The sequence below is a fragment of the Nocardioides sp. Root190 genome (assembly GCF_001428565.1).
Taxonomy (GTDB): Bacteria; Actinomycetota; Actinomycetes; order Propionibacteriales; family Nocardioidaceae; genus Nocardioides.
Window position 1 is genome coordinate 530,378 of sequence record NZ_LMIA01000010.1, and the last position, 26,822, is coordinate 557,199.

At 70.7% G+C, this 26,822-nt stretch carries 23 protein-coding genes; 14 read left to right on the forward strand and 9 right to left on the reverse strand.

The features are described 5' to 3' along the window. The first annotated feature begins 3 nt into the window (after positions 1–3). From ASE01_RS15390 to ASE01_RS15425, 8 genes are read left to right on the forward strand one after another with little or no spacing between them, the layout of a single operon-like run. Positions 4–1,386, forward strand: coding sequence for an MCE family protein (locus ASE01_RS15390; RefSeq protein ID WP_082606083.1), 1,383 nt, complete (start codon positions 4–6; stop codon positions 1,384–1,386). Then, positions 1,386–2,465, forward strand: a complete 1,080-nt coding sequence (locus ASE01_RS15395; protein ID WP_056753794.1) for an MCE family protein — start codon at positions 1,386–1,388, stop codon at positions 2,463–2,465. The genes ASE01_RS15390 and ASE01_RS15395 overlap by 1 nt, the downstream gene beginning before the upstream one ends. Further along, positions 2,462–3,565, forward strand: a complete 1,104-nt coding sequence (locus tag ASE01_RS15400; RefSeq protein ID WP_056753796.1) for an MCE family protein — start codon at positions 2,462–2,464, stop codon at positions 3,563–3,565. The genes ASE01_RS15395 and ASE01_RS15400 overlap by 4 nt, the downstream gene beginning before the upstream one ends. Then, positions 3,562–4,806 carry an MCE family protein gene (locus ASE01_RS15405; RefSeq protein WP_056753798.1) on the forward strand — a complete coding sequence of 415 codons (1,245 nt, stop codon included), beginning with the start codon at positions 3,562–3,564 and terminating at the stop codon, positions 4,804–4,806. Before ASE01_RS15400 ends, ASE01_RS15405 begins: the two co-directional genes overlap by 4 nt. Then, entirely contained in the window at positions 4,803–6,053 is a 1,251-nt protein-coding gene (locus ASE01_RS15410; protein WP_056753801.1) for an MCE family protein, read from the forward strand. Before ASE01_RS15405 ends, ASE01_RS15410 begins: the two co-directional genes overlap by 4 nt. Beyond that, positions 6,050–7,426 carry an MCE family protein gene (locus tag ASE01_RS15415; protein ID WP_056753803.1) on the forward strand — a complete coding sequence of 459 codons (1,377 nt, stop codon included), beginning with the start codon at positions 6,050–6,052 and terminating at the stop codon, positions 7,424–7,426. Before ASE01_RS15410 ends, ASE01_RS15415 begins: the two co-directional genes overlap by 4 nt. A 3-nt stretch (positions 7,427–7,429) precedes the next feature. Beyond that, positions 7,430–7,909, forward strand: coding sequence for a hypothetical protein (locus ASE01_RS15420; RefSeq protein WP_056753805.1), 480 nt, complete (start codon positions 7,430–7,432; stop codon positions 7,907–7,909). Further along, entirely contained in the window at positions 7,906–8,454 is a 549-nt protein-coding gene (locus tag ASE01_RS15425) for a hypothetical protein (RefSeq protein ID WP_056753808.1), read from the forward strand. Before ASE01_RS15420 ends, ASE01_RS15425 begins: the two co-directional genes overlap by 4 nt. A 24-nt stretch (positions 8,455–8,478) precedes the next feature. Here the strand turns inward: ASE01_RS15425 and ASE01_RS15430 are convergent, their stop codons facing one another. Both ASE01_RS15430 and ASE01_RS15435 read right to left on the reverse strand, forming a co-directional pair. Next, positions 8,479–9,078 (reverse strand): TetR/AcrR family transcriptional regulator, encoded by a 600-nt coding sequence (locus tag ASE01_RS15430; RefSeq protein ID WP_056753812.1) that lies wholly within the window; start codon positions 9,076–9,078, stop codon positions 8,479–8,481. Continuing rightward, positions 9,075–9,908, reverse strand: a complete 834-nt coding sequence (locus ASE01_RS15435) for an esterase/lipase family protein (RefSeq protein ID WP_157537375.1) — start codon at positions 9,906–9,908, stop codon at positions 9,075–9,077. Before ASE01_RS15435 ends, ASE01_RS15430 begins: the two co-directional genes overlap by 4 nt. 47 nt (positions 9,909–9,955) lie before the next feature. Between ASE01_RS15435 and ASE01_RS15440 the strand changes: the two genes are divergently transcribed. The 3 genes from ASE01_RS15440 to ASE01_RS15450 are packed head-to-tail and all read left to right on the forward strand — an operon-like array spanning position 9,956 to position 14,222. Continuing rightward, positions 9,956–11,779 carry a multicopper oxidase family protein gene (locus tag ASE01_RS15440; protein ID WP_056753817.1) on the forward strand — a complete coding sequence of 608 codons (1,824 nt, stop codon included), beginning with the start codon at positions 9,956–9,958 and terminating at the stop codon, positions 11,777–11,779. A 20-nt stretch (positions 11,780–11,799) separates the two neighbouring features. Beyond that, the gene (locus tag ASE01_RS15445) at positions 11,800–13,086 is read left to right on the forward strand and encodes an oxygenase MpaB family protein (RefSeq protein ID WP_235536040.1); all 1,287 of its coding nucleotides are present in this window, start codon (positions 11,800–11,802) and stop codon (positions 13,084–13,086) included. Between the two features lie 41 nt (positions 13,087–13,127). Beyond that, the gene (locus ASE01_RS15450; protein ID WP_056753820.1) at positions 13,128–14,222 is read left to right on the forward strand and encodes a lipocalin-like domain-containing protein; all 1,095 of its coding nucleotides are present in this window, start codon (positions 13,128–13,130) and stop codon (positions 14,220–14,222) included. Positions 14,223–14,276: 54 nt separating this feature from the next. Here the strand turns inward: ASE01_RS15450 and ASE01_RS15455 are convergent, their stop codons facing one another. Further along, positions 14,277–15,731 (reverse strand): calcium-binding protein, encoded by a 1,455-nt coding sequence (locus ASE01_RS15455; protein ID WP_056753823.1) that lies wholly within the window; start codon positions 15,729–15,731, stop codon positions 14,277–14,279. A gap of 57 nt (positions 15,732–15,788) precedes the next feature. Next, the gene (locus tag ASE01_RS15460; RefSeq protein ID WP_082606084.1) at positions 15,789–16,865 is read right to left on the reverse strand and encodes a spirocyclase AveC family protein; all 1,077 of its coding nucleotides are present in this window, start codon (positions 16,863–16,865) and stop codon (positions 15,789–15,791) included. Positions 16,866–16,962: 97 nt separating this feature from the next. Here ASE01_RS15460 and ASE01_RS15465 point away from each other — a divergent pair, with 97 nt between their 5' ends. Next, entirely contained in the window at positions 16,963–17,547 is a 585-nt protein-coding gene (locus ASE01_RS15465) for a TetR/AcrR family transcriptional regulator (protein WP_200958862.1), read from the forward strand. A gap of 248 nt (positions 17,548–17,795) precedes the next feature. Here the strand turns inward: ASE01_RS15465 and ASE01_RS15470 are convergent, their stop codons facing one another. From ASE01_RS15470 to ASE01_RS15490, 5 genes are read right to left on the reverse strand one after another with little or no spacing between them, the layout of a single operon-like run. Continuing rightward, entirely contained in the window at positions 17,796–18,554 is a 759-nt protein-coding gene (locus ASE01_RS15470) for a sirohydrochlorin chelatase (protein ID WP_157537377.1), read from the reverse strand. Next, a complete protein-coding gene (locus ASE01_RS15475) occupies positions 18,551–19,669 on the reverse strand; it encodes a uroporphyrinogen-III synthase (protein WP_082606157.1) in 1,119 nt (372 codons plus the stop codon). The genes ASE01_RS15470 and ASE01_RS15475 overlap by 4 nt, the downstream gene beginning before the upstream one ends. A 2-nt stretch (positions 19,670–19,671) precedes the next feature. Beyond that, a complete protein-coding gene (gene nirD, locus ASE01_RS15480; RefSeq protein ID WP_082606086.1) occupies positions 19,672–20,049 on the reverse strand; it encodes a nitrite reductase small subunit NirD in 378 nt (125 codons plus the stop codon). Further along, complete coding sequence (nirB, locus tag ASE01_RS15485; protein WP_200958863.1) at positions 20,046–22,637, reverse strand: nitrite reductase large subunit NirB; 2,592 nt, start codon at positions 22,635–22,637, stop codon at positions 20,046–20,048. Before nirB ends, nirD begins: the two co-directional genes overlap by 4 nt. A 2-nt stretch (positions 22,638–22,639) precedes the next feature. Beyond that, positions 22,640–24,205: an FAD-dependent oxidoreductase gene (locus tag ASE01_RS15490; RefSeq protein ID WP_056753840.1), complete on the reverse strand. Its 1,566-nt coding sequence runs from the start codon at positions 24,203–24,205 to the stop codon at positions 22,640–22,642. Positions 24,206–24,479: 274 nt separating this feature from the next. Between ASE01_RS15490 and ASE01_RS15495 the strand changes: the two genes are divergently transcribed. Continuing rightward, positions 24,480–25,790 carry an HNH endonuclease signature motif containing protein gene (locus ASE01_RS15495; RefSeq protein WP_157537380.1) on the forward strand — a complete coding sequence of 437 codons (1,311 nt, stop codon included), beginning with the start codon at positions 24,480–24,482 and terminating at the stop codon, positions 25,788–25,790. A 537-nt stretch (positions 25,791–26,327) separates the two neighbouring features. After that, positions 26,328–26,792, forward strand: a complete 465-nt coding sequence (locus ASE01_RS15500; protein WP_162260301.1) for a DUF5063 domain-containing protein — start codon at positions 26,328–26,330, stop codon at positions 26,790–26,792. Positions 26,793–26,822: the final 30 nt, after the last annotated feature.

The following is a 26,822-nucleotide window of genomic DNA, read 5'->3' on the forward strand; positions in this document are numbered from 1 at the left end:
ACCATGACCCGCCCCGTGGAGAGCTCGACCTGGCAGCAGCACCGGCACGCCCTGATGGGTGTCGGCTACCTCGTCGTCGGCGCGCTCTTCGTGTCGGTCTCCGTGGCGGCGTACAACAAGGACCTGCCATGGCAGGAGACCGCGCACGTCGAGGTCGTCACCACGCACGCCGGACTGGAGCTCAACCGCTACGCCGACGTGAAGCTGCAGGGACGCGTCGTGGGCGAGGTCCGTGACATCCGCAACGACGGCGGGCGCACCGTGATCGAGCTCGGCATCGAGCAGGACGAGCTCGACCTGATCCCCGCCGACGTCGACGCGGCGATCGTGCCGAAGACACTGTTCGGCGAGAAGTACGTCGACCTGCTGGCACCCAGGGAGGCGACGGCGACCCGGCTCGCGGACGGCGACACCATCGAGCAGACGGCGACCGCGACCGAGATCGGCGACGTCTACGCCCAGCTGGTGCCGGTGCTCCGCGCGATCGACCCCGCCCGCCTCTCCACCGTGCTCACCACCCTCGCGACGACCCTCGAGGGCCGCGGCACGAAGGTGCACGACACCCTGGACAACCTCGGCACCTTCCTCGCCGAGCTGGACCCGCACCTCGACACGCTCGACACCGACCTGAAGCTGCTCGCCCGCACCCTCGACGGGTACGACGCCGCCGCGCCCGACGTGCTCACCACCCTTGCGAACGCGACGGCCCTCAGCGAGGACCTCCTCGTCCCGGCGGAGAAGCGCCTGGCCGCCTTCCTCGACACGATCACGGACCTCTCCGACACCACCCGCGAGGTCCTCGAGGAGAACGGCGACAATCTGGTCCGCCTGGTCGTGCGCGGCGAGCCGCTGCTGAACCTGCTCGAGGAGTACGCCCCGATGATGGCCTGCTCGATCGACGGCCTGCGCCGCATCGACCTGCACGGCAACCAGACCACCGGCGCCCGTGGCCCGTACGTCCTGCTCTCGATCGACATGTTCATCCTGCGCGAGCCCTACTCCGCGCCCGACGACCTGCCGTCGAACCCGACCAGCGACGCCGCGCTCGGGACGCTGCCGTCGCCGATCCGCTCGTGGGCGCCGCACTGCCCGCAGTTCGGCCAACAGGTGTACGACGCCGTCGATGCGCAGCCCCGCAGCCTGCCCGCACTGCCCAACCTGGTGCTCAGCGAGGAAGAAGCAGCTCCCGGCACCGCGACTCCTCGCGCCGGTTCCCGGACGCCGGTCGACGTCGCCGGCCAGCGCCAGGCGCTGGCCACCGCGCTGGCACGCGACCTGCTGGCCCGCCTGGACGGCCGCGACGGCAGAGCAGTCGACGGCAACGCCGAGCTCGGTGGCCTGCTCGTCGCGCCGCTGCTCGGCGGCGACCCGGTGGAGGTGCCGTGATGGGCGACGAGATCAAGGCCCAGCCGCGGATCCCGTCCTCGGCGTACAAGATGGCGGTCTTCGCGACGGTGACGCTGCTGCTCTTCGGTCTCCTCGCGACCGTGATCGGCAACATCTCCTTCGCCGACACCCGCACCTACCGCGCCAACTTCACCGACGTCACGGGCGTCACCGTCGGCGACAAGGTGCGGCTGTCCGGCGTCGAGGTCGGCCGGATCACCGCGATCGACCTCGCCGGCGGGCTCGACGACCGCTGGGCGCAGGTCAGCTTCACCGTCGAGGAGGACGTCGCGCTGAGTGCGTCGGCGACGCTGGCGCTGCGCTTCGAGAACATCGTCGGACGCCGCTACCTCTCGATCACCCAGGAGCCGGGCGGCGACGTCCTCGCCGAGGGCGCCACCATCGACGTCGCACGGACCACGCCGGCACTCAACCTGACCCTGCTCTTCAACGGCTTCCAGCCGCTGTTCCGTGCGCTGGACGCCCGCCAGACCAACCGGCTCGCCGACCTGATGGTGCGCACCCTGCAGGGGGAGGGCACGACGTACGCCGCCCTGATGCGCAGCACCGCCAGCCTCACCTCCGAGCTGGCGGACCGGGACGAGGTGATCGGCACCGTCGTCGACAACCTCGGCACCGTGCTCTCGACCATCGCCGACCGCGACGTGCGCCTGACCCGGCTGATCGTGACCTTCCGCGACCTGATGCGCGGTCTCGCCAGCGACCGCGACGCGATCTCGACCGCACTGCCGGGACTCTCGAGCCTGCTCACCGTCTCCACCGACCTGATCCAGGACGTCCGCGGTCCGCTGAGGAAGGACGTCGACCAGCTCGACGACATCGTCGCCGCCCTCGACCGGGACCGCGGACTGCTCGCCGCGTCGCTGGACCGACTCCCGCGGCGTACCCGTGCCCAGACCCGCACCGGCTCCTACGGCTCGCAGTTCAACTTCTACATGTGCGGCCTCGAGCTCAACGTCCGCCTCCTCGGCGGGGAGTACCTCCTCTCCACACCCGGGATCTCCGCCAACGAGCGCAGCACGATCTGCGCCGGCACGGAGAAGGGCAACCTCGAATGAGCCGCTACTCGCTGATCGCCTTCGGGCGCAGGCACCCGGCCGTCCTCGCGGCCCAGGGCATCGTGCTGTTCCTGCTGCTGACCCTGCTGGTCTTCAACCTCGACCGGATCCCGTTGTTCGCCGGGACGAAGTACCACGCCGTGTTCGCCAACGCCTCCGGCCTGCAGGGCGGCGAGGAGGTCCGGATCTCCGGCATCACCGTCGGCAAGGTGACCGCGCTGCGCCTCGTGCGCGACACGGTGGTCGTCGACTTCGAGCTCGACGACGTCGAGATCGGTGACCGTACGGCGGCCAGCATCGAGATCCGCACGCTGCTCGGCCAGCACTACGTCGCGCTCACCCCTGCCGGCGCCGAACCGCTCGAGGCGGGCGACACGATCCCGGTGGAGCGCACGACGACGCCCATCGGCGTCGTCCCCACCCTGCAGCAGGCGACCACCACCCTGGAGGAGCTCGACACCGAGCGCCTCGCGGAGGCGTTCGACTCCCTCTCGGAGGTCGTGGAGGCCGCCGCTCCGCAGGCCCGCGGCGCGCTCGACGGACTCGGTCGCCTCTCCACGACCCTCGCCAGCAGGGACGCCGAGGTGCGCCAGCTGTTCACGGACGCCAACGAGGTGACCGGCGTCCTCGCAGCGCGGGACGACGAGCTGGCCGAGCTGCTCGGCGACACCTCCGACGTGCTCGCGATGCTCAACCAGCGCAAGGCCGTCATCTCGGCGATCATCACCGACACCGCGGGGTTCGCCCGCCAGCTGCGCGGCCTGGTCACCGACAACAAGGACGCCCTCGAGCCGACCCTCGCGCGACTCGACCGGATCCTCGCGGTCCTCCGCGAGCACCGTGACGACCTCGGCGAGTCGATCAAGGGCACGACCCGCTACGGCAAGACGTTCACCAACGTCGGCGGCACGGGGCCGTGGTTCGACGGCACGATCAAGTTCCCGGGCGGCTTCGCCGTGTGCGCCTCCGACGAGGCCACCGTCCTGAACCAGCTCCTCGACCCGATCCTGTCCCGGTTCAACCAGGCGCTCAACCAGAGCGCCTCCCCGTGCCTGCCCCTGGGCCCGGCCGCCGCCGCAGCCGTGGAGGCCGACCAGTGAGCACTCGACTGACCTCGACCCCGGCCCGTGTCGTGCTCGGCATCGCCGTCGTCCTCGCCGTGGTCGCCGGGGTGCTCGCCTGGGGCCGGTCCCACACGCCGCCCGACCAGAGCGTCATCGCGACCTTCCCGCGCACCACGAGCCTGTACGAAGGCGCCCCGGTCAAGGTGTTGGGTGTGCGCGTCGGCAAGGTGACCGACATCGAGGTCAAGGGCACGGCCGTCGAGGTCACCATGACCTACGACCCCGACGTCAAGCTCCCGCCCGACGTGACCGCGACGATCGTGCCGCCGTCCATCGTCGGCGACCGTTTCGTCCAGCTCGCACCGGCGTGGACCTCCGGCGACGTCCTCGCGGACGGCGCCCGGATCGGCCTGGACCGCACCGGCGTCCCGCTCGAGCTCGACGAGACCTTCACCCAGCTCGACGACCTCGCCACGGCGCTGGGACCGAACGGTGCCGACCGTGACGGCGCCCTGTCCCGACTCACCCGGTCCGGCGCCGACCTCCTCGAGGGCAACGGCCGCCGCCTCAACCAGACCCTGCGCCAGCTCTCGAAGGCGCTCGGCACGCTCGCCGCGGTCGACGGCGATGCCCAGGACGTCGTCGCGCAGGCCGCGACCCTGACCCGGACGCTCGCCGAGAACGACCAGCAGGTACGCCGCCTGGTGCTCGGCCTGGCGCAGGTCTCCGCGCAGCTGTCGGGCCAGCGCAACGACCTCACCCGCTCGGTGAAGGGACTGGCGGCCGCTCTGGACGAGGTCCGTGAGTTCACCCGCACCAACCGCGCGAACATCACCTCCAGCATCAAGGGCCTGACCGTTGTCTCCGACGTGCTCGACGACCACCTCGCCGACCTGACCGACCTGCTCGACCTGATCCCGGTCGGCTTCGCCAACGCGATGGCGATCTATGCGCCGAACAACTGGGACCCGGAGAAGCCGGAGGACAGCGTGGTCGACGGGCGCACGGGATCGCTCGCACTGCGCGGCAACTTCACCGAGGACCTCGGCATCCAGCTGTCCTACACGCTCGGCGCCCTGTGCCAGCAGGCCACCGGCGCGCAGGCCGCCCAGCTGCTTCCCTTCTGCGCAGCCCTGCGGGCCGCCGGCAACAGCATCGGCACACTGCTGACCGCGATCGCCAAGGGCCAGCAGACCGGCAGCCTGGCCGGGCCGCTCGGCGAGATCGTCGCCGCCGTCCGGGCCGCACTCGCCGCGGCGGCAGGAGGCGGACGATGAAGCCGACACCCGCGCTGGCCATCGCCGCCGCACTGCTCGTGCCCCTCACCGCCTGTGGCTACGAAGGACCCCAGAGCCTCCCGCTGCCCGGTGGTGTCGGCAACGACGGGTACGAGGTGGTCGTCGTCCTGGAGGACGCGACCAACCTGGTCGCCAAGGAGACCTGCCGCTCGGGCGACGTCGTCGTGGGCACCGTGGCCTCGGTCGAGCTCGACGACTCCTACGACGCGCGCGTGGTGTGCCGCATCGACAACGACGTCCGGTTGCCCGCCAACGTCGTCGCCACCCTGCGCGAGACCAGCCTCCTCGGCGAGAAGTACATCGCGCTCGACGTCCCGTCGGGTGCCGAGCCCGAAGGCCGACTGGCCGCAGGCACGGAGATCGCGGCCGACCGGACCACCGCCCAGCCCGACACGGAGATGGTGCTCGGCGCGCTGTCGCTGGTCCTCAACGGTGGCTCGCTCGGCAGCATCGAGACCATCTCCCGCGAGCTGAGCGCCGCGCTCGAGCAACCGGGCGACGTACGCACCACCACCCGGCGGCTCGCATCGCTCATCACCACGCTCGACGGTCGCCGCGACAGCCTCGTCACGGCGCTCGACTCACTGGCCCGCCTCTCGACCACCCTCGCGTCGCAGCGCACGGTGATCAGCGAGGCGCTGGACGCCGTACCGGACGGCCTCGCCGCCCTCGACCGGCAGCGGCCTGCGCTCACCCGCACGCTGACCCGGCTCTCGCGGCTGTCCGCCACGGCCGTGCCGCTGATCCGGCGCACCAAGGCCGCGACGATCAAGGACCTCGAGCACCTCGAGCCCGTGCTGGCCGAGCTGAACACCGCCAAGGACGACCTGTCCCAGACCATCGAGCGGTTGGCGTCCTTCCCGTTCTCGCGCAACGCGCTGAGCACCATCAAGGGCGACTACGCGGGGATGTACGGCCAGGTGCTCATCGACGTCGACACGATCAACGCGCTGCTGACCTCGCTCGCCGACCTCGCCGCGCCGGCCGCCCAGCGACCGGCGCCGAGCACCCCCGGCGAGGAGGTCGACGCCGGCACGCCCGGCACCGTCAAGGAGCTGCTCGACAGCCTCGACCTGTCCACGCTGGTCGGCGACCTGACCGACGGCCTGGCCGACGGCCTGGCCGGGACCCTCGACCTGTCCTCGCTGCTGAAGTCGCCGACCACTGCCCGGGGTGCAGAACCCCCACGCACACTGGCGGAACTCCTCACGGGAGGCGCGCGATGACGCGGAGCATCCGGCTCAAGCTGGTCGCCTTCCTCGGCGTCATCGCGGCGACGGTGGCCTACGGGACGACTCAGTTCTTCGACATCACCAACCTGGTCCACCCGCCGGACCGGGTCGAGATCCAGTTCAGCGATCCCGGCGGGATCTACCCCCGCGCCGACGTCGAGCTGCTCGGCACCCGCGTGGGCTCGGTGGTCGAGATCGTGCCCGGACCGGGGTCGGCGTCCACCGTCGTGGTCGAGCTCCGTCACGACGCCGAGGTGCCGGCCGACGTACGCGCCGTCGTGAGCAACAAGTCGGCGATCGGCGAGCAGTACGTCGCCCTCACGCCCGGTTCGGCGGACGGACCCCGTCTCGGCGACGGCGACCTACTGACCCTCGCGCAGACCGACGCCCCACCCGACCTCGGTGCCCTCATCACCCACCTCGGCGACCTCGCGGGCTCGGTCGATCCGGCCGACCTGGCGGTGATCCTCGACGAGGGCGCCACCGCCCTCGAGGGGATCGAGCCGTCACTGTCCTCGCTGCTCGACGACGCCGACCAGCTGACCCGCAGCGCCGTGAGGAGCGCGGACGACCTGACCGCGCTGATCGACTCGGCGCAGCTGGTGCTCGACACCCAGGTCGACCTCCTCGGCGAGACCCGGGCTGGCCAGTCCGACCTGGCCGTCCTCACCACCCGGCTGCGGGAGCTCGACGGCACCTTCGACCGGGTCTTCCGCGAGGGCATCGCCGCCGGCGGCGACCTGAACGGCCTGCTGCGCGACAACGCGGACGCCCTGCCCGTGCTCCTCGGCAACCTCGTCGGGGTCACCGAGGTCGCAGCGGACCGGCTCCCGCACCTGCGCAAGGGCCTGGTCGTCTTCCCGTGGATCCTGGAGCAGAACATCCAGACCCTGCGGCACTGCGACAGCATCAACCCGGTCACCGGCAAGCCCGTCGAGGCGACCTGCCACTACGACGAGGACGGCAACCCGATCTACAGCGCGCACATCGCGCTGGTGCTGCCGACCGTGCCGCTGGCCCCGCCGTGCACGCAGGGATACGAGGACGTCAAGCGCTACAACCCGGACGGCACCCCCGCCAACGGCAAGGGCGCGCGGCAGACGGACGATGCACCGGTGCCCGACGACAACAGGTGCACCTCCTCGCCGTACGACCCGACGGGGCCGAACGTCCGTGGCTTCCAGAACCAGCCCCGGGGCGGGTCCCCGCTCGGTCGGACCGCTCCGCAGTGGGGCCAGGCGCTCTTCAACCCGGCGAGCGGGATCATGGTGACCCCCGACGGACGTGCGACGCAGATCAGTGCGCCGACCGCGCCCGCCGGGCCGGACGGGCTCGGCTGGCTGCTGACCCGCAACCTCGAGGACTGATGCGTGGACGAGAAGCGTGAACGGCTGCTGAGCCTGACCCTGGCGGTCCTGCTCGTCGCCCTGCTGGCGACGGCCGGTGTCCTGTGGTGGCGCCAGCGCGAGGACGACCCGACGGCGGCGGTGACGAGCAGTGCACGGACGGCGGCGACCACCTTCTTCGACCTCGACCACGCCACCATCGAGGACGACCTCGACGCGATGGCCGCCCTCACCACCGGCACCTTCGCAACGAGCTACGGCGAGGAGCGGGAGGAGCTCGCCGAGCAGGTCACCACCAAGAAGCTCGTCATCACCTCCGAGATCCCCGAGCAGGGCACGGCGGTGGAGTACCTCCACGACGACGACGCGCAGGTCCTGGTCGCCGTCGACGCGACCACGACCGCCGAGAGCGGGTCCGCGGAGACCGCCCACTACCGGATCCGCGTCGTGCTCTCCCACGTCGAGGGCACCTGGCTCGTCTCCGGTCTGGAGCAGGTCGGATGAGCCGCCGGGTCCTCGCCCTGCTGGTCGCCGTCGTGATCGCCGCTGCCGCCGTGGCCTGGCTGGCCACCCGCTCCGAGCCCGACGCCGTGCGCCCCGCCGTCGACGACGCCGCCGCGCACACCGCCGGCTCCGTCCCCGCCGCCCCCGACGGCGCCCTCCAGGCCGTCTCCGACCTCCTGCCCACGGCCCTCTCCTACGACCACAGCACCCTCGACGCCGACCTCGCCGAGGCCACCGCCGCGATGACGGAGGCCTTCGCGAAGGAGTACGCCGACACCTTCGACGCCACCGTCCGCCCGCTCGCGACCTCCAGGAAGGCGATCTCCGAGGCCCACGTGCGCGCCACCGGCCTGATCCGCTCCGCCGACGCCGGCCAGGCGCTGGTGCTGGCGTACGTCGACCAGGTGCTGGTGTCGTCGGGATCCTCCGGTTCGTCGGAGTCCTCGGGGGGCGAGGAGCCGGTCCGGGTCAGTCAGACGCGGGTGCTGGTGAGCGTGAAATCCGTGGACGGCACATGGCTGCTGGACAGCATCGACCCCCTCTGACCCAACTCGGCGAGCCGGGGGGAGTCACTCGGTGACGAGTCGGAGCAACTGCTCGATCTCGGTGGCGGTCGGCTTCGGCAGACCGGCCTGGCCGTGGGCGAAGCCGATGCCGGCGTACACGAGGAGGCCGGCGAGGACGCGGGCCTCCTGCGCGTCGCCGCGCAGCTCCAGCAGGGCGCCCTCGACGAGGGAGAACACGAACAGGTCGCCCTCGGCGATCATCTCCGCAACGGTGGGCTCCGAGCGACCCCACTCGCGCAGTGCCCGCTCGACCCCGGCGTAGGAGTCGTCGACCAGACGCATCGTCATTGCCTGGATCCGTTCGCGGGCCGGCAGCTGGTCCAGCTCGGAGAGCTGCGCCAGTGCGTCCTTCGTCTCGGCCACCCAGCGCGCGGCCATGGCGGCGTGGAGGGCGTTGAGGTCGGCGAAGTGCCAGTAGAAGCTGCCGCGGGTGACACCGGCGCGCTTGCACACACTGTTGATGTCGACACCGGCGATCCCGTCGGTGGTGAGCAGGTCGAGGGCGGCGGCCGCCCAGTCGTCCGCGGTGAGCCGGGTGCCGCGGGAGCGTCGTACGGGGGTCGTCACCGTGGCCACCTCACTGTCCGGGCTGGTCGTGGTCATCGCAGCGCGCCGAGCACCAGGTCCTGGACGTCCACGTCACGGGGCAGTGCGAAGTGACTGACCGAGCTGGAGGGAGCCCGGTGCTGCACCACCAGCGTAGTCACGCCCGGTCGGCGACCGGAGGTCCAGGGCACCACCAGGCCGTCCCTCGTCGAGACGATGTCGACCTGCGCGAGCCCGGGCAGGGTGAGGCCGGCGGCACGCAACCCGCGCAGGAAGTCCGAGCCCTTGATGAACTCGCGACAGGACGCACAGACGCCGTCCATCAGGAGCTTCTCGACCCCGAGCACCAGGTCGTAGGTGCCGGCGTCCCGGCTGAGCTGCTCGAGATCACCGAGACCGAGCAGGTTGGTTCCCTCCCAGAGCGAACCGACCGAGACGAGCCGGCGTACGGCGAGGTGGGGGTCCAGCTGCCGGGCGCGCAGTGTCACCAGGGAGCCGGCGCCGACGGCGACCACGTCGACGCGTCGGGCGGGGGTCCGCGCCGCGACGGCGGCGATCCGGCGCCCCACCTCGGCGGCGGAGGTCTCCATCGAGGCCAAGCCGCCGGGCAGCGAGGAGAGCACCGGGCCGAGCGGCGCCAGGGCGGCGAGCAGCGGGATGGCACCCCAGCCGACCGTCGTCGTGCAGTGGCCGGCGGCCTCGAGCCTCCTCGCCAACGGCGCCACGGAGGCGGGCATGCCCGCCAGGTCGTGCACGAGCACGACGACCGGCCGGTCCGCCGTCACGGCACAGCCCGGCGCGGCGCCGGCGCGAGCCGGGGCGACGAGCAGCGCCGTCGTCACGACGGTCGCGAGCAGCACCCCGGCGAGGGCGCGGGATCGACTCATGAAGAAAACCGTACACAAATGTACGGTTTTCGGATAGTGTCCCCGCCATGACCGGACTGAGCCGTCGCGCGCTGCTGGCTGCCGGTGGCGCCGTGGGCGTCGGCGCGCTGGCCCACGGCGCCAGCTCGGCCGGCACCCTGAGGTCGCCGTTCATCTTCCACTCGCCGGCTGTGCGGCCCTTTCGCGACCTGATGCCGGTCCCGCCGGTCATCGACAACACCTGGGTGACCGTGACGGCGCGCAGCACGATGCACCGCTTCCACCGCGACTGGGACGAGCAGCCGAGCTTCGCCTACGGCGACCAGACCTACCTCGGGCCGACCATCGTCAGCCACCGGGACCAGCCGTGGCGGCTCACGACCCGCAACCAGCTGGGCCTGCACCCGTTCGCCGAGGACGTCGACCACACCCTGCACGGCGTGCCGGAGGACTTCGCGACCCGCACCCGCACGAGCACCCACCTGCACGGCGGCGTCACGCCCGCCTCCTCCGACGGGCACCCCAACGACTTCGTGGTGCCCGGAGAGCAGCAGACCTACCAGTTCCCGATGATCCAGGAGGCCGCGCACCTCTGGTACCACGACCACTCGCTCGGGACCACGCGCCTCAACGTCGCCGCCGGCCTGGCCGCGATGAACCTGGTCCGCGACGAGTTCGACACCGGCCGGGCGGACAACCCGCTGGGTCTGCCGGCCGGGGAGCACGAGATTCCGCTCGTCCTCCAGGAGAAGATCTTCGGCCCGGGTGGCCGGCTCAACGTCCGCTCCACCTGGATCGTGCCGCAGGGCAGCTGGGAGGGCGGAGCGGTCGGCGACGTCGGTCTCGTGAACGGCAAGGTCTGGCCCGAGCTCCCGGTCGACCGGGGCCTCTACCGCTTCCGCGTCATCAACGCCGGCTCGTACAGCGTGTGGCGCCTGTTCTTCTCCAACACCATGAAGTTCTGGGTCATCGGCAACGACGGCGGCCTGCTCGACCGGCCCGTCGCGACCCGCGACCTGCGCCTCTCCCCCGCCGAGCGGGTCGACATCCTCGTCGACTTCTCCTCGCTGGCACCCGGCGAGTCCGTCGAGCTCCGCAACGACGAGGGACCGCCGCCCCAGGCCGCGATCCTCGGCGAGGTGGCGATGCCGTTGTTCTGCCGCTTCACCGCGGGTACGGCGCGCGGGTTCACCGGCGGCGTACCCACCCGGCTGCGTGGCGGGCGACGGCAGCCGCCACTGCTGGCACCGGTGGAGCGCCCGGTCCGGCGACGGGTGGTGACGATCCTCCAGGACACCGAGATCCGGATCCCTCCCGCGCTGATGAGCCTCAACAACCTCGGCTTCATGACCGACGACATCGAGAAGCCGGTCCAGGGAACGACCGAGATCTGGGACCTGGTCAACATCACCGCCGACCCGCACGCGATCCACCTCCACCTGACGCACTTCCGGATCCTCGAGCGGCAGAGGCTCAACACCGCCGCCTACCGTTTCTCGCATCCCCGCCCCCGTCACGGCAGGCGCTGGACGCCCGACCCGGCGAAGTTCGTCTTCGGTCGCACCACGCCGTCGGCTGCCTGGGAGGCCGGGCCGAAGGACACCGTGCGCACCGACGGCCACACCGTCACCCGGATCGTCGTGCGGTGGCCCACCGCCGACGAGCTCGGCTTCGACCCCGACCTCGCCTACCTCCCCCAGGGCGCCGTCGCCCGCAGCGAGCTCGCCGGAGGCGGGGAGCACGCTGCGCACAACGAGCACGAGGGCGGAGCGGGCGGTGCCGCCGCCACCGCCGAAGGAGACGGCCACATCCGCGGCTACCTGTGGCACTGCCACATGCTCGACCACGAGGACCACGACATGATGCTGCCGCTGCGCGCGGTGGCTCAGTGAGCACGACCAGGAGCACACCCGTGAGCATCGACGTCACCACACCCCCGGCCCCGACCGGCGCGCCCGGCGAGGTCTGCCCGACCCGGTTCCGCTACTGGGAGCGCAAGGACCTGCCCCACTGGCAGCGTCGGCGCGCGGTCTTCCGCAAGCTGACCGGCCACGACCTGTTCCCCACCGACGAGCAGGCCCGGATGCTCTGCGAGGACCAGTTCGCCGGCGACCCGGTCGCGGAGAAGTTCGTCGCCGAGGTGTTCTTCGGCAAGGAGTACGGCCACGCCAAGGGCCGCAAGCTGCTCGAGCGGGCACTGGACGACGGCATCGAGTCCCTGCCGGACGCGCCTGCGTCGATGGTGGACCTCTTCGCCGAGCTGGAGACCGTGCCCGACTGGGTCGACCGCGAGCTCGTCGAGGCCGGCGCCGCCGTGTGGCGCCGCTGGGGCACGATGCTGTTCAGCGTCGCCGGGGCGATCACCCTCGAGATCTACACCGAGGGTGCGGTCGCGATGCCGCTGTCCCTGGCCGGTGGGTACGCCGGTGACAACGCGCTGCGCCGCTTCCTGGAGACCAACAAGTTCTGGATCGACGTCTCCGAGCCCGGCCAGCTGTTCGAGAAGAACTCCCAGGCCCGCAAGACCGCGATGATGGTCCGGGTCATGCACGTCGCGGTTCGCAAGCGGGTCGGCGAGCACCCGGAGTGGAACTACGACGGCTGGGGTCTCCCGATCAGCCAGACCTACGAGCAGATGACGCAGATCGGCGGTGCGGTCGCACCGGCCCTGAGCCTCTGGCTCGCCGGCGTGCAGACCACACCCAGGGAGATGCGCGCGCTGATCCACTTCAACCGCTACATGGGCCACCTGCTCGGCGTACAGCCGCGGTGGGCCCCCGAGACGATCATCGAGCAGATCCAGACGCTGATGATGACGACCGCGGCACGCAGCTACGACTCCGGCCGAGCGGGCAAGGAACTCATCGAGTCCTTCCCGGCGGCCTTCGCCCCGCGGCCCGGCCAGCGTGGGCTGAAGAAGCTCCGGGCGGCGTACAACTACCGGATCTACTCCGCCTACTGCGCACTGTGGATGGCGCCCGAGACCCGGCGGATGTACGACATGCCGTCCGCGTTCCCGTGGATCCTCATCATCGTCGCGCGCTTCCCCCTGATGACCGCCGTCGAGCTGCTGCGCCGGCTTCCGGTCCTCAAGGGCCTGCACGCCACCGTCATGGACAAGCACCGACGCAGCTGGCACGCCGCACAGATGGAGGGCCGCGAGGCCGAGTTCGACGCCAGCAGCGCGCTGCGTCGCTGACCCACCGTTTCCTCCCCCGCACCACGACCAAAGGACCACGCATGGCCATCACCATCACCGAGGGCTGGAACGGCCCCGGCAGCAAGGACGGCAAGCTCACCGTCGTCGAGCCCCGTGACAACGCCCTGCACCCGAGCGACTCCAAATGGGCCTTCGAGCACTGGTACTTCGATGCCCGCCTCGACACCGGCCACACCGTCGTCGCCTTCCTGCAGAAGCGTCGTCCCGAGGAGCCTCCCGGCAGCAAGCCGGTCGTCGAGGTCGTCGTCTACTTCCCCGACGGCACCCGCCGCCAGATCGTCAAGCACTACCCGCACATGGCGTTCGAGGCGTCAGCCGACAAGTGCAAGGCGCGCGTCGCCCACAACACCTGCGAGCTCGTCGGCACCGACCCACTGCCGGTGCACCAGCTGCACGTCGACGAGGGCGGCGTGGAGATGGACCTGACCTTCACCAACGAGACCCCGTCGTGGATGCCCGGCGAGGGCTACACCCGCTACGGCGAGAAGGACTTCTTCGCCTGGGTCGTCCCCGGCCCGCGGACCAAGGTCAGCGGCACCGTCGTGATCGACGGTGAGCGGATCGAGGCCAACGGCATCGGGTACGCCGACCACAACTGGGGCGTCGGCAACATGACCCGGATCATCGAGCGCTGGCACTGGGGGCGGCTCTACACCGACCAGTTCTCGCTGATCTACGCGATGGTCGGCACCCAGAAGCGCCTGGACCACCACCAGTCCAAGCCGCTGATGCTGGCTCGCGGCGGCGAGATCCTGCTCAGCACCGGGGAGGTCACCCTCACCGAGGGCCCTACGGAGTACAACGCCGACGCGCGGCGCAGCTACCCCACCTGGATCCGAATGGAGACCGAGGCCTCCGGTGACGGCGTGAGCGACGCCAAGGTGGTGCTGCAGATGGACGTGCGCGAGGTCATCCACGGACACGACCTGCTCGATGACATCCCGGTCGTCGGCACCAAGGTCGGCGGCGCGATCCTCAAGCCGATCATCCACAAGGTCGTGGGGCAGCCCGGCTACTTCAGGTTCCTGTCCGACTTCGAGCTCACCGTCACCGTCGACGGCGAGACCGTGGTCGAGACCGGGACGACGCTGCACGAGCTGGTCGCGCTCACCTGAGGACTCTGACCTGAGGACTCTGGCCTGAGGACTCTGGCCTGAGTCCTCTGGTGCTCAGTCCAGCGGCGTGATCACCCAGTCGATGTCGCGGGCGGGGTAGCCGTCGGGGTCCTCCCAGGTACCCGTGATCTCGCGCCGCGTGCGGTCCCAGGCGATGGCGTCGGGACCGCCGCCGGTCGCACCCCAGGCCTCGTACGACGTCCGGGTGCTGCTCGGCGCACCGCCCTCGCAGCTGAGCAGGCGCTCGCCGTACCCACCGGCGACGACGTCGAGCCAGTACAGGTCCTCACCGGGGACCAGGCCGAGATCACCGGAGAAGTCGCGGCTGCCCAGCCCACCGTCGTGCGACCACACACAACGGTGGTCCTGCCCGCGGACCGAGAAGGATCCGCTCACCGACTCCTGCTTCCACGTCGTCGTGGTCGAGGGGTCGCCGTGGCGCACGAGCACCATGCTCAGCTCCCAGGTCCGTGTCTCGATGTCGGTGGTCTCGCGGCCGGTGACCTTCGCGAGCCACCGCTGCGGGAACTCGTCGCCCTTGCACGACTCGGTCACCTCGGCGGTGCAGATGTCGGGGTCCGTCGGCGAGTTGGCCGGGCCGCCGGGCGCGCCACCGTGGCAGCGGTCGTTCCCGGGTCCGCCGTCACAGGTGTCGACGCCGAAGCCGGCGTTGAGGTCGACGTCGTCACCCCCTCCCGCGGAGATCCGGTCGTTGCCGTCGCCACCGGTGATCGTGTCGGCGAAGGCACCACCGAAGATCCGGTCGTCGCCGGTGCCGCCCTCGAGGAGCGTCCCCTCCCAGGCCGTCTTGAGCAGGTCGGCGTCGGCACCGCCGTACAGCGCCTGGCCGTCATCGCCCGCGGCGAGGGTGTCGTTGCCGGCGTCGCCGTAGGCGAAACCGCCCACACCGGTGGCCGGCGAGATGACGTCGTTGCCGCTGCCGCCGCGCAGGGTGTCGGTGCCGGAGCCGCCGTTGATCGAGTCGGCCCCGGGCCCGCCGGTGACGAGGCGATCGTTGCCGCCGGCTGCGGAGATCCGGTCGTTGCCGGAACCGCCATCGATCACGTCGGCGTGGCTGCCGCCCACGACCACGTCGTTGCCCGCCCCGCCCTCGAGCAGGGTCCCGCGCCGCGAGGTCCGCAGGGTGTCGTCGTGGTTGCCGCCGTAGACCCCGACCCCGTCGGCCTGGGCGATGACCAGGTCGCGCCCGTCCTCGCCGTACAGCAGTCCACCGGTGCCCGAACCCGAACGGATGGTGTCGTTGCCGGTGCCCCCGCAGACGAAGTCCTGTCCGCCCCGCGCGTCGATGACGTCATTGCCGCCGCGCGCCACGATCACGTCACGGCCGCTGGTCCCGGTGATCTTCTGGGAGGCATTGGTGCCGACGATGGTCGCCTTGAACCCAGCACATCGGGCAGTGGCCGCCTCCGCGCTGGTTGCGAAGCCGATGCTCGCGGGCACGACGAGGGCCGCAGTCAGGATGGGGAGGAACGTAAGTCTCCAGGTCATGGCCCGAGACTGGGCGACCTCGCTTGCGGTCGGCTTGCGACCGGCTTGCGGGAGCGGTCAGGGCTTGTCGAAGTTGCCCGTCACGCAGTCCTCGACCGCGATTCCCTCGCACTCACTGGGCATCAGGTAGCTCGGCAGGTCGGCGTAGCTGTCGCCGATCGTGCCGAGCCAGTTGAACGGCAGGTGGTAGACGAACACGAGCGTCACCACGCAGAAGCCGTAGACCGCGAAGTGGCCCACGACGCCCTGCAGGGAGGCGCGCCAGCGTTCGACACCGATCTCGATCGGCGACTGGCCGGGCGGCCGCTCCATCGCCTCCATCCGGGCCCAGGTGAACACCATGCCGACGAAGGCGACGAGCACCGACTCGTAGACGGGGAACTGGTGGACCTCGCCGGCCCACAGGGTCAACGGCTCGTACGTCTTGGCGTAGGCGTACCCGTGGGTCAACCGGATCGCGAGGTTCTCGATGATGAAGTCGAACCAGAACTCGAAGACGAAGATCGCGACGAAGATCTGGAACTTCGACAGCTTCGGCCACCTGCGGCGCAGCTTGACCGCGTGGTGCGCGGCGAGGATGGCGACACCGGCGCAGAAGTAGATGTACATCGGCGGTCCCCAGATGAGCGACTCGCCGTACTGGCTGGGCGCATCGGGGTTGTGGAAGGGCAGGTACTTCACCCAGACGCCGAGGTTGACGTTGTGGCTGTTCCACGCGAACAGGTAGTTGTGCACGTTGAGGAAGGCGTCCGCGGTGAAGCCGACCAGGCCGCCGATGACGAACTTGCCGTCGAGGCTGATCCTCCCGGTCTCGCGCCACGGCTTGATGCAGCTCCACCAGAAGAAGCCGAACATGACCGCGAGGCTGACCAGCTCGAACACCCGCAGCGCGGCGACCCGCCAGGACGCCATCTCGTCCGGTCCGATCCGCTCGACCGGACCGAACTGGGTGCCGTCGGTGACCCACCGGAGCACGACGTAGACCGAGAGCGCCGCCCACAGGGCGCCGATCAGCGCCAGGAAGCTCGCCGGGCCCTGTCGTCCCATCGGCGGCAGGTCGCCGTTCCCGGCAACGCCGTACGCCGGCAGGTCGGGGGACTTCGGGGGCTGCGGGGTTTGCGCAGGTGCGGACATGGTGGTCGAACTCCTCGATGGCGACGGTTGTCAATATGAGGAGTTTGTTGTCAAACAGATCTATTTGTCAACCACGTCCGTTGCTATGCTCCGGGGCGTGCCCGAACTCTCCGCGCCCTCCGGCGTCACCGGGACCCGCTCGGGCACACGCGACCGGATCCAGTCCGTCGCTCGTGAGCTCTACCGCGACCTGGGCGTCCGATCGGTCACCATGAGCCAGATCGCCGAGGCCGCCGGCCTGTCGCGCCAGATGGTCTACAAGGTCTTCTTCGACCGCAAGGAGCTCGTGCGCGAGGTCGCCATCGAGCGGATCCTCGAGATCGCCGACCTCGCCTCGGGCGAGGCGAGCGGCGACTTCGCGACCGCCTTCGTCGAGGTCTCGGTGCGCACCATCGAGCTGCTCCGGGGCGACGCCGAGCTCGGCGACCTGTTCGGCGAGGGCAGCCCGGTGTCGGCGTACGAGACGCTCTGGTCCCCCGAGCTCGTCACCCGCGCCCGCCAGCACTGGGCCCCGTGGCTGGCGATCGGTCGGGCCGAGAGGCGCGTGCGTCCCGAGCTCACCGACGACGAGATCACCGACTGGCTCCAGACCGTCTACGCCTCGATCGTCGTCCGTCCCCACATCGACCTGGACCGGGAACGCGCCATGATCGAACGCTTCGTCACCACCTCGCTCCGCTGAGCGCGCCGAAGTGCGCGGTCTTCTCCCGCGAAGTGCGTGGTTTTCTCCTTCGAGGTGCGTGGACTTCTCTCCCGAGGTCGGCGAAGAGGGCGTACCTCGGTGGAGAAAACCACGCACTTCGCGGAAGAAAAGGTCGCACTTCGCGAGTCAGGCGGATCGGAGCCGGGGCGCGCTGGCCCGGGACGGACGGATGCCGACGGCGACGCTGACCGACAGCGAGCCGGGTACGACCGGGTGAAGGCCTTCCGTCAGGGCGTCATGGAGGGCGCGGCGTCCTGCATCCAGTGACGCCGCGCGCGGGCACAGATCAGCTCGACCAGCAGCGGGTGCGGACCGATCACGTCGGCCACGACACTCGCGCCGGCCGCCAGGGAGGCGTGCCGGGCCTTGCGATGGAAGTACCCGGTCGCGAGGAGGTACGGCGACACGGCGTCCCCACGGCGTACGACGTGCTCGGGACGGGTCCCCAGCGCGGACAGGGTCGCGAGCCGGACGTCCGCTCCCCACGCCTCGGCGAGGTGGGCGGCGGCCGCCTCGAGGTCGGCGGTGGCGAGCGGGTCGGACGAACCGGCCGCGACCAGCACGACCGGCTGGCCGGGGGTGGCTCCTGCGGCGCGGAGCCGGTCGACCTGCGCCGCGGCGAGGAGCGGGTCCGGTCCCAGGCTGGAGCCGAGCCGGACCAGCTCGGGTCGGGCCGCCGCGGAGACGGCTTCGGGCAGGTCCTGACGGAGGTGGAAGCCGGTCGAGAGCAGCAGCGGGACGGCGACCGCGGGGTCCTCGTTGGTGGCGACCACGTCGGCGAAGAGCGGCGCGCAGAGCTCGACGTACGACGTCGTCGCGGTCCAGCCCAGCTGCGCACCGGCTGCCGCGGTGAGCTCAGCCGCGACCAGGTTGCCGGCCGCCGTACGCGTGCCGTGGGCGACGGTGACCAGGCGCGGGACTTCCTCGCACCTCGAGGGAGAAACCCCCGCACTTGGCGGGAGAAAACCTGGCACTTCGCGGGTCACGTGGCCACCGCCAGGCGGTACCCGCGCTTCACGACGGTCTGGATGCAGCGGGTGCCGAGGGCAGCCCGGAGACGGGCGACGGCCATCTCGACGGCGTGCTCGGAGCCGGCGGTGCCGGAGGGGAGCGCGCCGAGGAGGTCACGACGGGACACGACGGTGCCGGGGTTGACCAGCAGGGCCTGCAGGACGGCGTAGGGCGCGGGCGAGAGCTTGATCTCGGCCCCGTCGAGGAGGACGTCGTCGCCGTGCAGCAGGAGCACGTGCCCGGCGACCTCGAGGGTGGTGCCGGTCGCGCGGGAGGGCAGCTCGATCTCGAGCTGCTTGACCATCGCCGCGAGCCGGGAGCGCTCGGGGTAGATCGAGGGCACGCCCCACATCTCGAAGGCGGCGGCAGTGACGGGGCCGACGCAGGAGGCGATCACGTCGGCCTGGAAGGCGGTGACGAGCTCGTCACGGTGGCCGGTGGAGGTGGCGGCCTGCATCATCGCGGCGATCGCGGGAGCGGCTGTGAAGGTGACCGCGTGCACGCGGCGCTCGGCGATCTGCTCGATCAGGCCGAACATCGGCTCCGGGTCCTCGGCGCCCTCGACGCGGTAGACCGCGACGGTGGTGACCTCGGCGCCCAGCCGGCGCAGGGCATGGGCCGCCATCGACAACGACTGGCCGTGCTCCTGGACGACGATCCGCACACCGTGGAGGTCACGGCCGCGCAGGTGGACGAGCACGTCCTCGAAGGCCTCCGACTCGGGCGACCACAGCTCGCGCAGGCCGAACCGGCGCAGGGCGCCGACACTCTTGGGGCCGCGGGCCAGGATCTCGGCGTTGCCGAGGTGGGCGATCAGGTCGGTGAGCAGGCCCCAGCGCTCGGCGGCGGTGAACCACGACTTCAGGCCGATGCCCGTCGTCGCCACGAAGATGTCGACCGGCTGGGACAGGACGTCCTTGGTCGCATCGAGCAGGCCGACCTCGTCGATCCGATTGGGATCGACCGACAGCGCCGGGGCGTGCACCACCTCGGCGCCGCGGCGCTCGAGCAGCGCGATCTGTTCCTCCGCACGGCGGGCAGCGGTCACACCGATCCGGAATCCGGAGAGAGGTTGCTCGCTGGTCGCCACCGTCACAGTGTCTCGCGCCGAGCGCCCACGACCACAACCCCGTCGAGAACCCGGACGTCATAGGTGGGTACGGCGACCGCGGGATCGTCGAGGCAGATGCCCGTGCGCAGGTCGAACGGCTGCTTCAGCAGGGGACTCGCGACGAAGGGGACCTGCTCCTCGCCGGCCTCCGTGACGCGGGTCCTCGTCCCGATGATGCCGCGCGAGAGCACCGACGCCTTGCCGAACGGGTCGAAGTTCGACAGCGCGAACACCTGGTCGTCGTACGTCCGGAAGACGGCGACGGCCTGCCCCTCCACCAGCGCCGTGACGCCGGACTCGGGTCGGATCTGCTCCAGGCGGCAGACCGCGGTCTCCACCATGGGGGTCGTCTCGCTCATCGGGGGCCTCCCACGGGGATCGTCGCGCCCAGGGACACCGGACCGTCGTTGTTGGCGGCCTGGATCTGGCCGCGCTCCTCGGTGAAGGTGATGTTCGGGTCCGGGGTGCCGGGTGCGTTCACGAAGGACACGAAGCGGGCGAGCTTCTCCGGGTCCTCGATGGTGGCCTTCCACTCGTCGAAGTAGGAGTCGACGTGGGTGTCCATGGCCGCCTCCAGCTCGGCACCGAGCCCGAGGACGTCGTCGACGACGACCTCGCGGATCCGGTCCAGGCCACCGATGGCGTCCATCCAGTACGACGTGCGCTGCAGCCGGTCGGCCGTGCGGATGTAGTACATGAGGAACCGGTCGAGGTAGCTGATCAGCGTCGCGTGGTCCAGGTCGCCCGCGAGGAGCTGCGCGTGGGAGGGGATCGCCCCGCCGTTGCCGCAGACGTAGAGGTTCCAGCCCTTCTCGGTCGCGATGATGCCGAAGTCCTTGCTGCGCGCCTCGGCACACTCGCGGGCGCAACCGGAGACGCCGCCCTTGAGCTTGTGGGGCGAACGCAGGCCGCGGTAGCGGAGCTCGAGCTCGATGGCCATGCCGACGGAGTCCTGAACGCCGTACCTGCACCAGGTCGAGCCGACGCAGGACTTCACCGTGCGCAGGGACTTGCCGTAGGCGTGGCCGGACTCCATGCCGGCGTCGACGAGCTTCTTCCAGATGGTCGGGAGGTCCTCCATCCGGGCGCCGAAGAGGTCGATCCGCTGGCCGCCCGTGATCTTGGTGTAGAGGCCGAACTCCTTGGCGACCTGGCCGATCACGATCAGCTTGTCCGGCGTGATCTCGCCGCCGGGGATCCGCGGGACGACCGAGTAGGTGCCGTTCTTCTGCAGGTTCGCGAGGTAGGCGTCGTTGGTGTCCTGCAGCGTCGCGTTGGAGCCGTCGAGCACGTGGTGGTTGAGCAGGCTGGCCAGGACGGAGGCGACCGCGGGCTTGCAGATGTCGCAGCCGCGACCCCTGCCGTGGCCCTCGATGATGTCGTCGAAGCGGTTGTAGCCGTGGATGGCAACGACCTCGAAGAGCTCCTGGCGGGTGAGCGGGAAGTGCTCGCACAGGGACTTGTCGACGACCTTGCCGGTCGCAGCGAAGTGGTCCTCGACGATCTTCTTCACCACGACCTTGCAGGACCCGCAGGTCGAGCCCGCCTTGGTGCACTTGGTGACGCAGCCGGCGTCGCCGCAGGGGCCACCGTCGTTGAGCGTCGACTCGTCGGAGACCGCGGCGACGATGTCGGCCTTGGTGACGTTGTTGCACGAGCAGATCTGCGCCGTGTCGGGCAGACCTCCCCCGGAAAGAGCAGAGTCCACACCGCCGCGACCGGCGGGCAGGATCAGCTCCTCCGGGTTGGCCGGGAGCTCCATCCCCGAGCCGACCATGGGCCGCAGGACGCCGTACGCCGACGCGTCACCGACCAGGATCCCGCCCAGCAGCTCGTAGCCACCGGAGGCGTTCTCGGCGACGACCAGCTTCTTGTAGATCCCCGCCACGGCGTCGGCGAAGACCAGCTCGAGGGCGTCCTCGGTCGTCGCGAAGGCGTCACCGAAGGAGGCGACGTCGACGCCGAGCAGCTTGAGCTTGGTCGACATGTCCGCACCGAGGAACTGGCCCTCGCCGCCGAGCAGCTGGTCGACCACGACCTCGGCCATCGCGTAGCCCGGCGCGACCAGGCCGTACATCCGCCCGCCCGGAGCGGCACACTCGCCGATCGCCCAGACGTGCTCGTCGGAGGTGCGGCAGTCCTCGTCGACGAGGACGCCGCCCCGCTCGGCGATGCCGAGACCGGCCTCACGGGCGATCAGGTCGCGCGGCCGGATGCCGGCGGAGAAGATCACGATGTCGATGGGGATCGTCTCCTCGTCCTTGAACTTGATGCCGGACACGAGACCGTCGTCGTCACCGTCGATCAGCTCGGTCATCACGCCGGTGTGGATGGTGAGGCCGAGGTCCTCGACGTGGCGCTTGAGGGTCGCGCCGCCGACCTCGTCGATCTGGACGGCCATCAGGCGCGGCGCCATCTCGACCACGTGCGTCGTCACGCCGAGCTGGTGCAGTGCGTTCGCGGCCTCGAGACCGAGCAGCCCGCCACCGATCACGGCACCGGCGCGCGCACCCGCACTGGCCTCACGGATGGCCTCGAGGTCCTCGATGGTGCGGTAGACGAAGACGTTGCCGAGGTCCTTGCCCGGCACCGGCGGCACGAACGGCGCGGCGCCGGTCGCCAGGACCAGCTCGTCGTAGCGGAGCGTGTCGCCGTCGGCGAGGGTCACCGTCTGTGCGGTGGCGTCCATCGCGGCGACCGCGGCGTTGAGCCGCAGGGTGACGCGCGGGTCGTCGTACTCACCCGTGGGGAGGTAGGAAAGTGCCTCCGCGCCGACCTCGAAGAAGGAGGTCAGGGCGACCCGGTCGTACGCCGCGCGCGGCTCCTCGCCGAGGACCGTGATGTCGTAGGTCTCGGTGAGTCCCCGCTCGATCGCGGCCTGCACGAACCGGTGTCCGACCATGCCGTGGCCGACGACGACCAGTTGCTTCCTCAGGTGCGGTGCCATGTCTAGCTGCCTTTCGTGGCGAGGACGGAGTGGGTGGCATTGCTGCCGAGCAGCTGCCGGACGACTGGGGCGCAACCGCCGCAGCCGGTGGTGGCGCGAGTGGTGTCACGGGCCTGCTCGAGGGACGAGCACGCCCGGATCCGGCCGGCGCTGACGCCTGCGCACGCGCAGACCTCGGCGTCGTCGGGCAGCGTGCGGGCGACCTCGTCGCCGCCGGCGGGACGCTCCGGCATCAGGAGGTTCCCGGGCTCGTGGGCGCCGAGGACCGTCTGCCGGTCGAAGTGCTGGGTGATCAGGCCGACCCGGGACAGGTCGCCGACCAGGGTGGCCGCGACGATCCGGCCGTCGCGGACGACCAGTCTGCGGTGGGAGCCGGAGATCGGGTTGGAGACCTCGACGACCTCGCCCCCGGCCGCGATCTCGGCGGTCGCGTCACCGAGGACGGCGACGTCGAGGTCGGTGGCGCGCAGGCGGGCGACGATCCGGCTGCCGTCGTACTTCACGGACTCCTCGCACAGGATCCCCGCGAGGATGCCGGCCTGCTCCCAGGCGGGCGGCACGAAGCCGGTGGTGCGGCCGTCGTGCTCCACGCAGTCGCCGAGTGCGTGGATGCTCGGGTCGGTGACGCTCGCGAGCCGGTCGTCGACGACGATCCCGCGACGCACCTCGAGCCCGGCACCCCGGGCCAGTGCCGTCGACGGGCGGCCACCGGCGGTCAGGACGAGGAGGTCGGTGTCGAGGGTGAAGCCGTTGTCCAGCCGCAGCGACACGCGGCCGGGGTTGCGCGGCAGCGGGTCGAGGACCCGCACCTGCCCCTGGCCACCGAGGGCTCCGGTGCCGGAACCGTCCAGCGCGTCGTTGAGCCGGACGGCCCGGGCGCCGGTGTAGACCGCGACCCCGAGCTTCTTCAGGTCGCGGGCCAGGATCCTGCCTGCCGCGGAGCTGATCTGCTGGTGGAGCAGGTGCTCGGCACCCTCCACGATCTCGGTGTCGATCCCCCGTGCGCCCAGGGCCCGGGCGACCTGGAGGCCGAGCAGCCCGCCGCCGACCACGACCGCCCGGCGGTTGACCGGACGACCCTCGTCGTCGGTCTCCTCGATCGCCTCGACCAGGCCCTGGCAGTCCGAGAGCGACCGGAACGCGTGCACGGAGTCGTGCAGCGAGCCATCCATCCGCACCAGGCCCCGGATCGGCGGAAGGGTGGGGATGCTGCCGGTCGCGAGCACGAGCACGTCGTACTCGATGAGCGTGCCGTCGACCAGCATCACGTCGCGGTGGTCACGGTCGACCCCGAGGACCCGGGCGCCCAGGCGCAGGTCGATGCCGTGCTCGTCGTACCACTCCGTCGAGCGCAGCGTGAGCGCCTCGGGACGGTGGGTGCCCTCGAGGACGGCGGAGAGGAGGATCCGGTTGTACGGCGCCACGGGCTCGTCGCCGAGGACCGTGATGTCCATCGTCGTGGTCGCGCCGCGCGCCACCAGCTCCTCGACCAGGCGCGTCGTCGCCATGCCGGAACCCACGACGACGAGCCGCGTGCGCGGCTCCTCGGGGCGGGGGCTCTCGGTCATGTGTCCATGGTCGAGGGTGGAGATTTCACGGCGGTTGTTTCGCAGCGCGCCCCGACGTCAACTAGTCCTCACAACCTCACCGGTCTCACGGGATCACGGCGGTGGGCCACGTCACGCCGGTGTAAATGTCAAGGAGAGCGGGCCCGGGGGCGGGGGCGGGATCATGCCCCCCGATCGGCCACTTCGCGTCCACAGGGACGTCTTTCCAACCGTTCTTCCACAAGACGTCACCAGGCCAGTCCTTTCCGTCGGCAGGTCGTGATCCAATCCTCATATGACCATTCACGTGTTCGACGACATGTCCAGGACCGACGTCCTGGACCACGTCGAGCGCGCTCACGCCCTCAAGGCGCAGGCCGAGCGCGACGTGCTCGCCTGCGCGCGCCAGTGGGCCGTGCTGCACCACCCCGACCACCCCGACCGCTGCGCCGCGCTGTCCCCCCGGTCGCGCGCCAACGCCCGCCCCGCCGGCGCCGAGGGCACCCCGCCGATCACCGAGTACGCCGCCTCTGCCTTCGCCGCCCGCATCCGGACCTCCCCGTACGGCGCACGCAGGCTCATCGCCGACGCCGTGGACCTCCACCACCGCCTGCCCCGCCTCCAGGCCGGGATCGAGGACGGTCGGACCTCGGTGCGCTGCGCCCGACACGTCGCCGAAGCCACCCGTGAGCTCACTGCCGAGCAGGCCTCGTGGGTCGACACCGAGGTCGTCGACATCGCCGACGGCCGGCTCGCATGGAAGCGGTTCACCGGGATCGTCAAGGGCAAGGTCGCCGTCGCGGCACCCGAGCTCGCCCGTGCCAAGGAGCTCGCTGCGGCCACCGAGCGAGGCATCCGGCTCTCCAGGGTCAACGAGCACGGCATCGGCACCCTGACGATCCGTGACCACATCACGACCCTGCTGCGCGCGACCGCCGGCATTGAGGCCGCCGCGCAGGCTCTCGCCGAGCAGGCTCCCGAACTGAGCCGGACCGACAGCAGACTGGCCGCGTTCGCGACGCTGACCAACCCCGAGGCGCACCCGGACCTCGCAGTGGGCCCGGTCAGGGCGCAGGTCCGGATCGACCTCAGCCTCACCCCCGACTCCCCCATCGCCCGGATGGACGGCCACGGGCCGGTGACCACCGCCTGGGTGAAGGACGTGATCGCGCACCTCGGCGGCCGGGTCCGCGTCACGCCCGTCATCAACCTCGCCCACCAGGCCCCGGTCGATGCCTACGAGATCCCCGCAGCCCTGCGCCGCGCGGTGCACCTCATCCACGGCGGCGACATCTTCCCGTACGCGCCCCACACGGGCCGGGCAATGGACACCGACCACAACATCCCCCACTCCGAGGGCGGCGCAACCGAGGCCGGCAACCTCGGACCGATGACCCGGACCCACCACCGCATCAAGACCCACCACACCGAGGACGGCAAGGAGTGGGAGTGCCGACAACCCTTCCCCGGGATCGTGGTCTGGCGAGATCCCTACGGCACCACCTACGTCGTCGACCACACCGGGACCCGCAAGACCAGCCCACCCCGGGCCGCGCCGGGCACATCTGACAGACCGGGTGAGGACTTCCGCAAGGGCGCGGCCTGAGGCCTTGGGGGTTGTGCCCGAGTGCGCTCACAAACCGATGAGCGACCGCCGTGTGCCTATGGCCGACGGCCGTCAGGCGTCGTGCTCACTCGAGCCACGGCATGGAGCCAGCGACTCAACTGCTTCTTGCCGTAGAAACGTTGAATCGACTGCAAGCCCAGCGCTTGTGTCCCGCGGGTGCGACCGTTCCATTCGATCGTCTCGACGTACTCTTCGCCGGGCACAGCGGCAGCGACACGTACGCACATGATTGGTCGACCGCGCATCGTCACCTCATAGCCCGAGCCCACGGTCCCCGGCTCGCCCCATTCGCTGACAAGGCGAACACGTGGCTCGAGGACCGGCTGCTGACTCGGTGCCGACAGAACTGACCACACAGCCTCAGTCGGAGCTGGAATCCGAATCTCGAGACTGAACCGCACCGCCGACATGGCCGGGACCCTAGCAACCTGCTCAGGGACACACGCCCGACCTCGGATCCGGGCGAGGAACGGTTGGCGCGGACGCCCGACGATCCGGCATCCTGCAGTCGTGTTGATGCTGGAGGAGGCCACTCGGTTCTGCGAACTCGTGGAGTCTGATGCGGGATCGAGCCCAGCCGAGTTCCGCGATGAACTGATCCTGGCTCTCACCGAACTTCTTGTCGTCGCCTATCGACTCCCGGACGTGGACCCCACGAGGAACGAGGAAGTGCCGGCAGTCGCTCACGGTGAGTGGGAGCAGATCTTCCAGCACCTCGGGAGGCGCCTGGAAGCGGACCTGTACTGGTCAGTGCTGCAGGTCGTGCCCTTCGATCCCGACGAGAGCGACACCGGGATCGGATCGCTCTGCGATGACCTGGCAGACATCTGGCGAGATCTCGTCGCCGGCCTGCGTGCCCTCAGCGGGGGGACCAGCGCCGATGAGGTCGCCTGGCAATGGAAGTACGACTTCGAGAGCCACTGGGGCCACCACGCAGTCGACGCGCTTCGCGTCCTGCACGCGCTCAAGTACGAGCCCTGACACAGCGCGGCACCTCCCGCCTTCGGGAGG

Coding starts and splice junctions, on each gene's coding strand:
- ASE01_RS15390 (WP_082606083.1), top strand. CDS start 4: ATGACCCGCCCCGTGGAGAGCTCGACCTGGCAGCAGCACCGGCACGCC.
- ASE01_RS15395 (WP_056753794.1), top strand. CDS start 1,386: ATGGGCGACGAGATCAAGGCCCAGCCGCGGATCCCGTCCTCGGCGTAC.
- ASE01_RS15400 (WP_056753796.1), top strand. CDS start 2,462: ATGAGCCGCTACTCGCTGATCGCCTTCGGGCGCAGGCACCCGGCCGTC.
- ASE01_RS15410 (WP_056753801.1), top strand. CDS start 4,803: ATGAAGCCGACACCCGCGCTGGCCATCGCCGCCGCACTGCTCGTGCCC.
- ASE01_RS15415 (WP_056753803.1), top strand. CDS start 6,050: ATGACGCGGAGCATCCGGCTCAAGCTGGTCGCCTTCCTCGGCGTCATC.
- ASE01_RS15425 (WP_056753808.1), top strand. CDS start 7,906: ATGAGCCGCCGGGTCCTCGCCCTGCTGGTCGCCGTCGTGATCGCCGCT.
- ASE01_RS15430 (WP_056753812.1), bottom strand. CDS start 9,078: ATGACCACGACCAGCCCGGACAGTGAGGTGGCCACGGTGACGACCCCC.
- ASE01_RS15435 (WP_157537375.1), bottom strand. CDS start 9,908: ATGAGTCGATCCCGCGCCCTCGCCGGGGTGCTGCTCGCGACCGTCGTG.
- ASE01_RS15440 (WP_056753817.1), top strand. CDS start 9,956: ATGACCGGACTGAGCCGTCGCGCGCTGCTGGCTGCCGGTGGCGCCGTG.
- ASE01_RS15450 (WP_056753820.1), top strand. CDS start 13,128: ATGGCCATCACCATCACCGAGGGCTGGAACGGCCCCGGCAGCAAGGAC.
- ASE01_RS15455 (WP_056753823.1), bottom strand. CDS start 15,731: ATGACCTGGAGACTTACGTTCCTCCCCATCCTGACTGCGGCCCTCGTC.
- ASE01_RS15460 (WP_082606084.1), bottom strand. CDS start 16,865: ATGTCCGCACCTGCGCAAACCCCGCAGCCCCCGAAGTCCCCCGACCTG.
- nirD (WP_082606086.1), bottom strand. CDS start 20,049: ATGAGCGAGACGACCCCCATGGTGGAGACCGCGGTCTGCCGCCTGGAG.
- nirB (WP_200958863.1), bottom strand. CDS start 22,637: ATGGCACCGCACCTGAGGAAGCAACTGGTCGTCGTCGGCCACGGCATG.
- ASE01_RS15490 (WP_056753840.1), bottom strand. CDS start 24,205: ATGACCGAGAGCCCCCGCCCCGAGGAGCCGCGCACGCGGCTCGTCGTC.
- ASE01_RS15495 (WP_157537380.1), top strand. CDS start 24,480: ATGACCATTCACGTGTTCGACGACATGTCCAGGACCGACGTCCTGGAC.
- ASE01_RS15500 (WP_162260301.1), top strand. CDS start 26,328: ATGCTGGAGGAGGCCACTCGGTTCTGCGAACTCGTGGAGTCTGATGCG.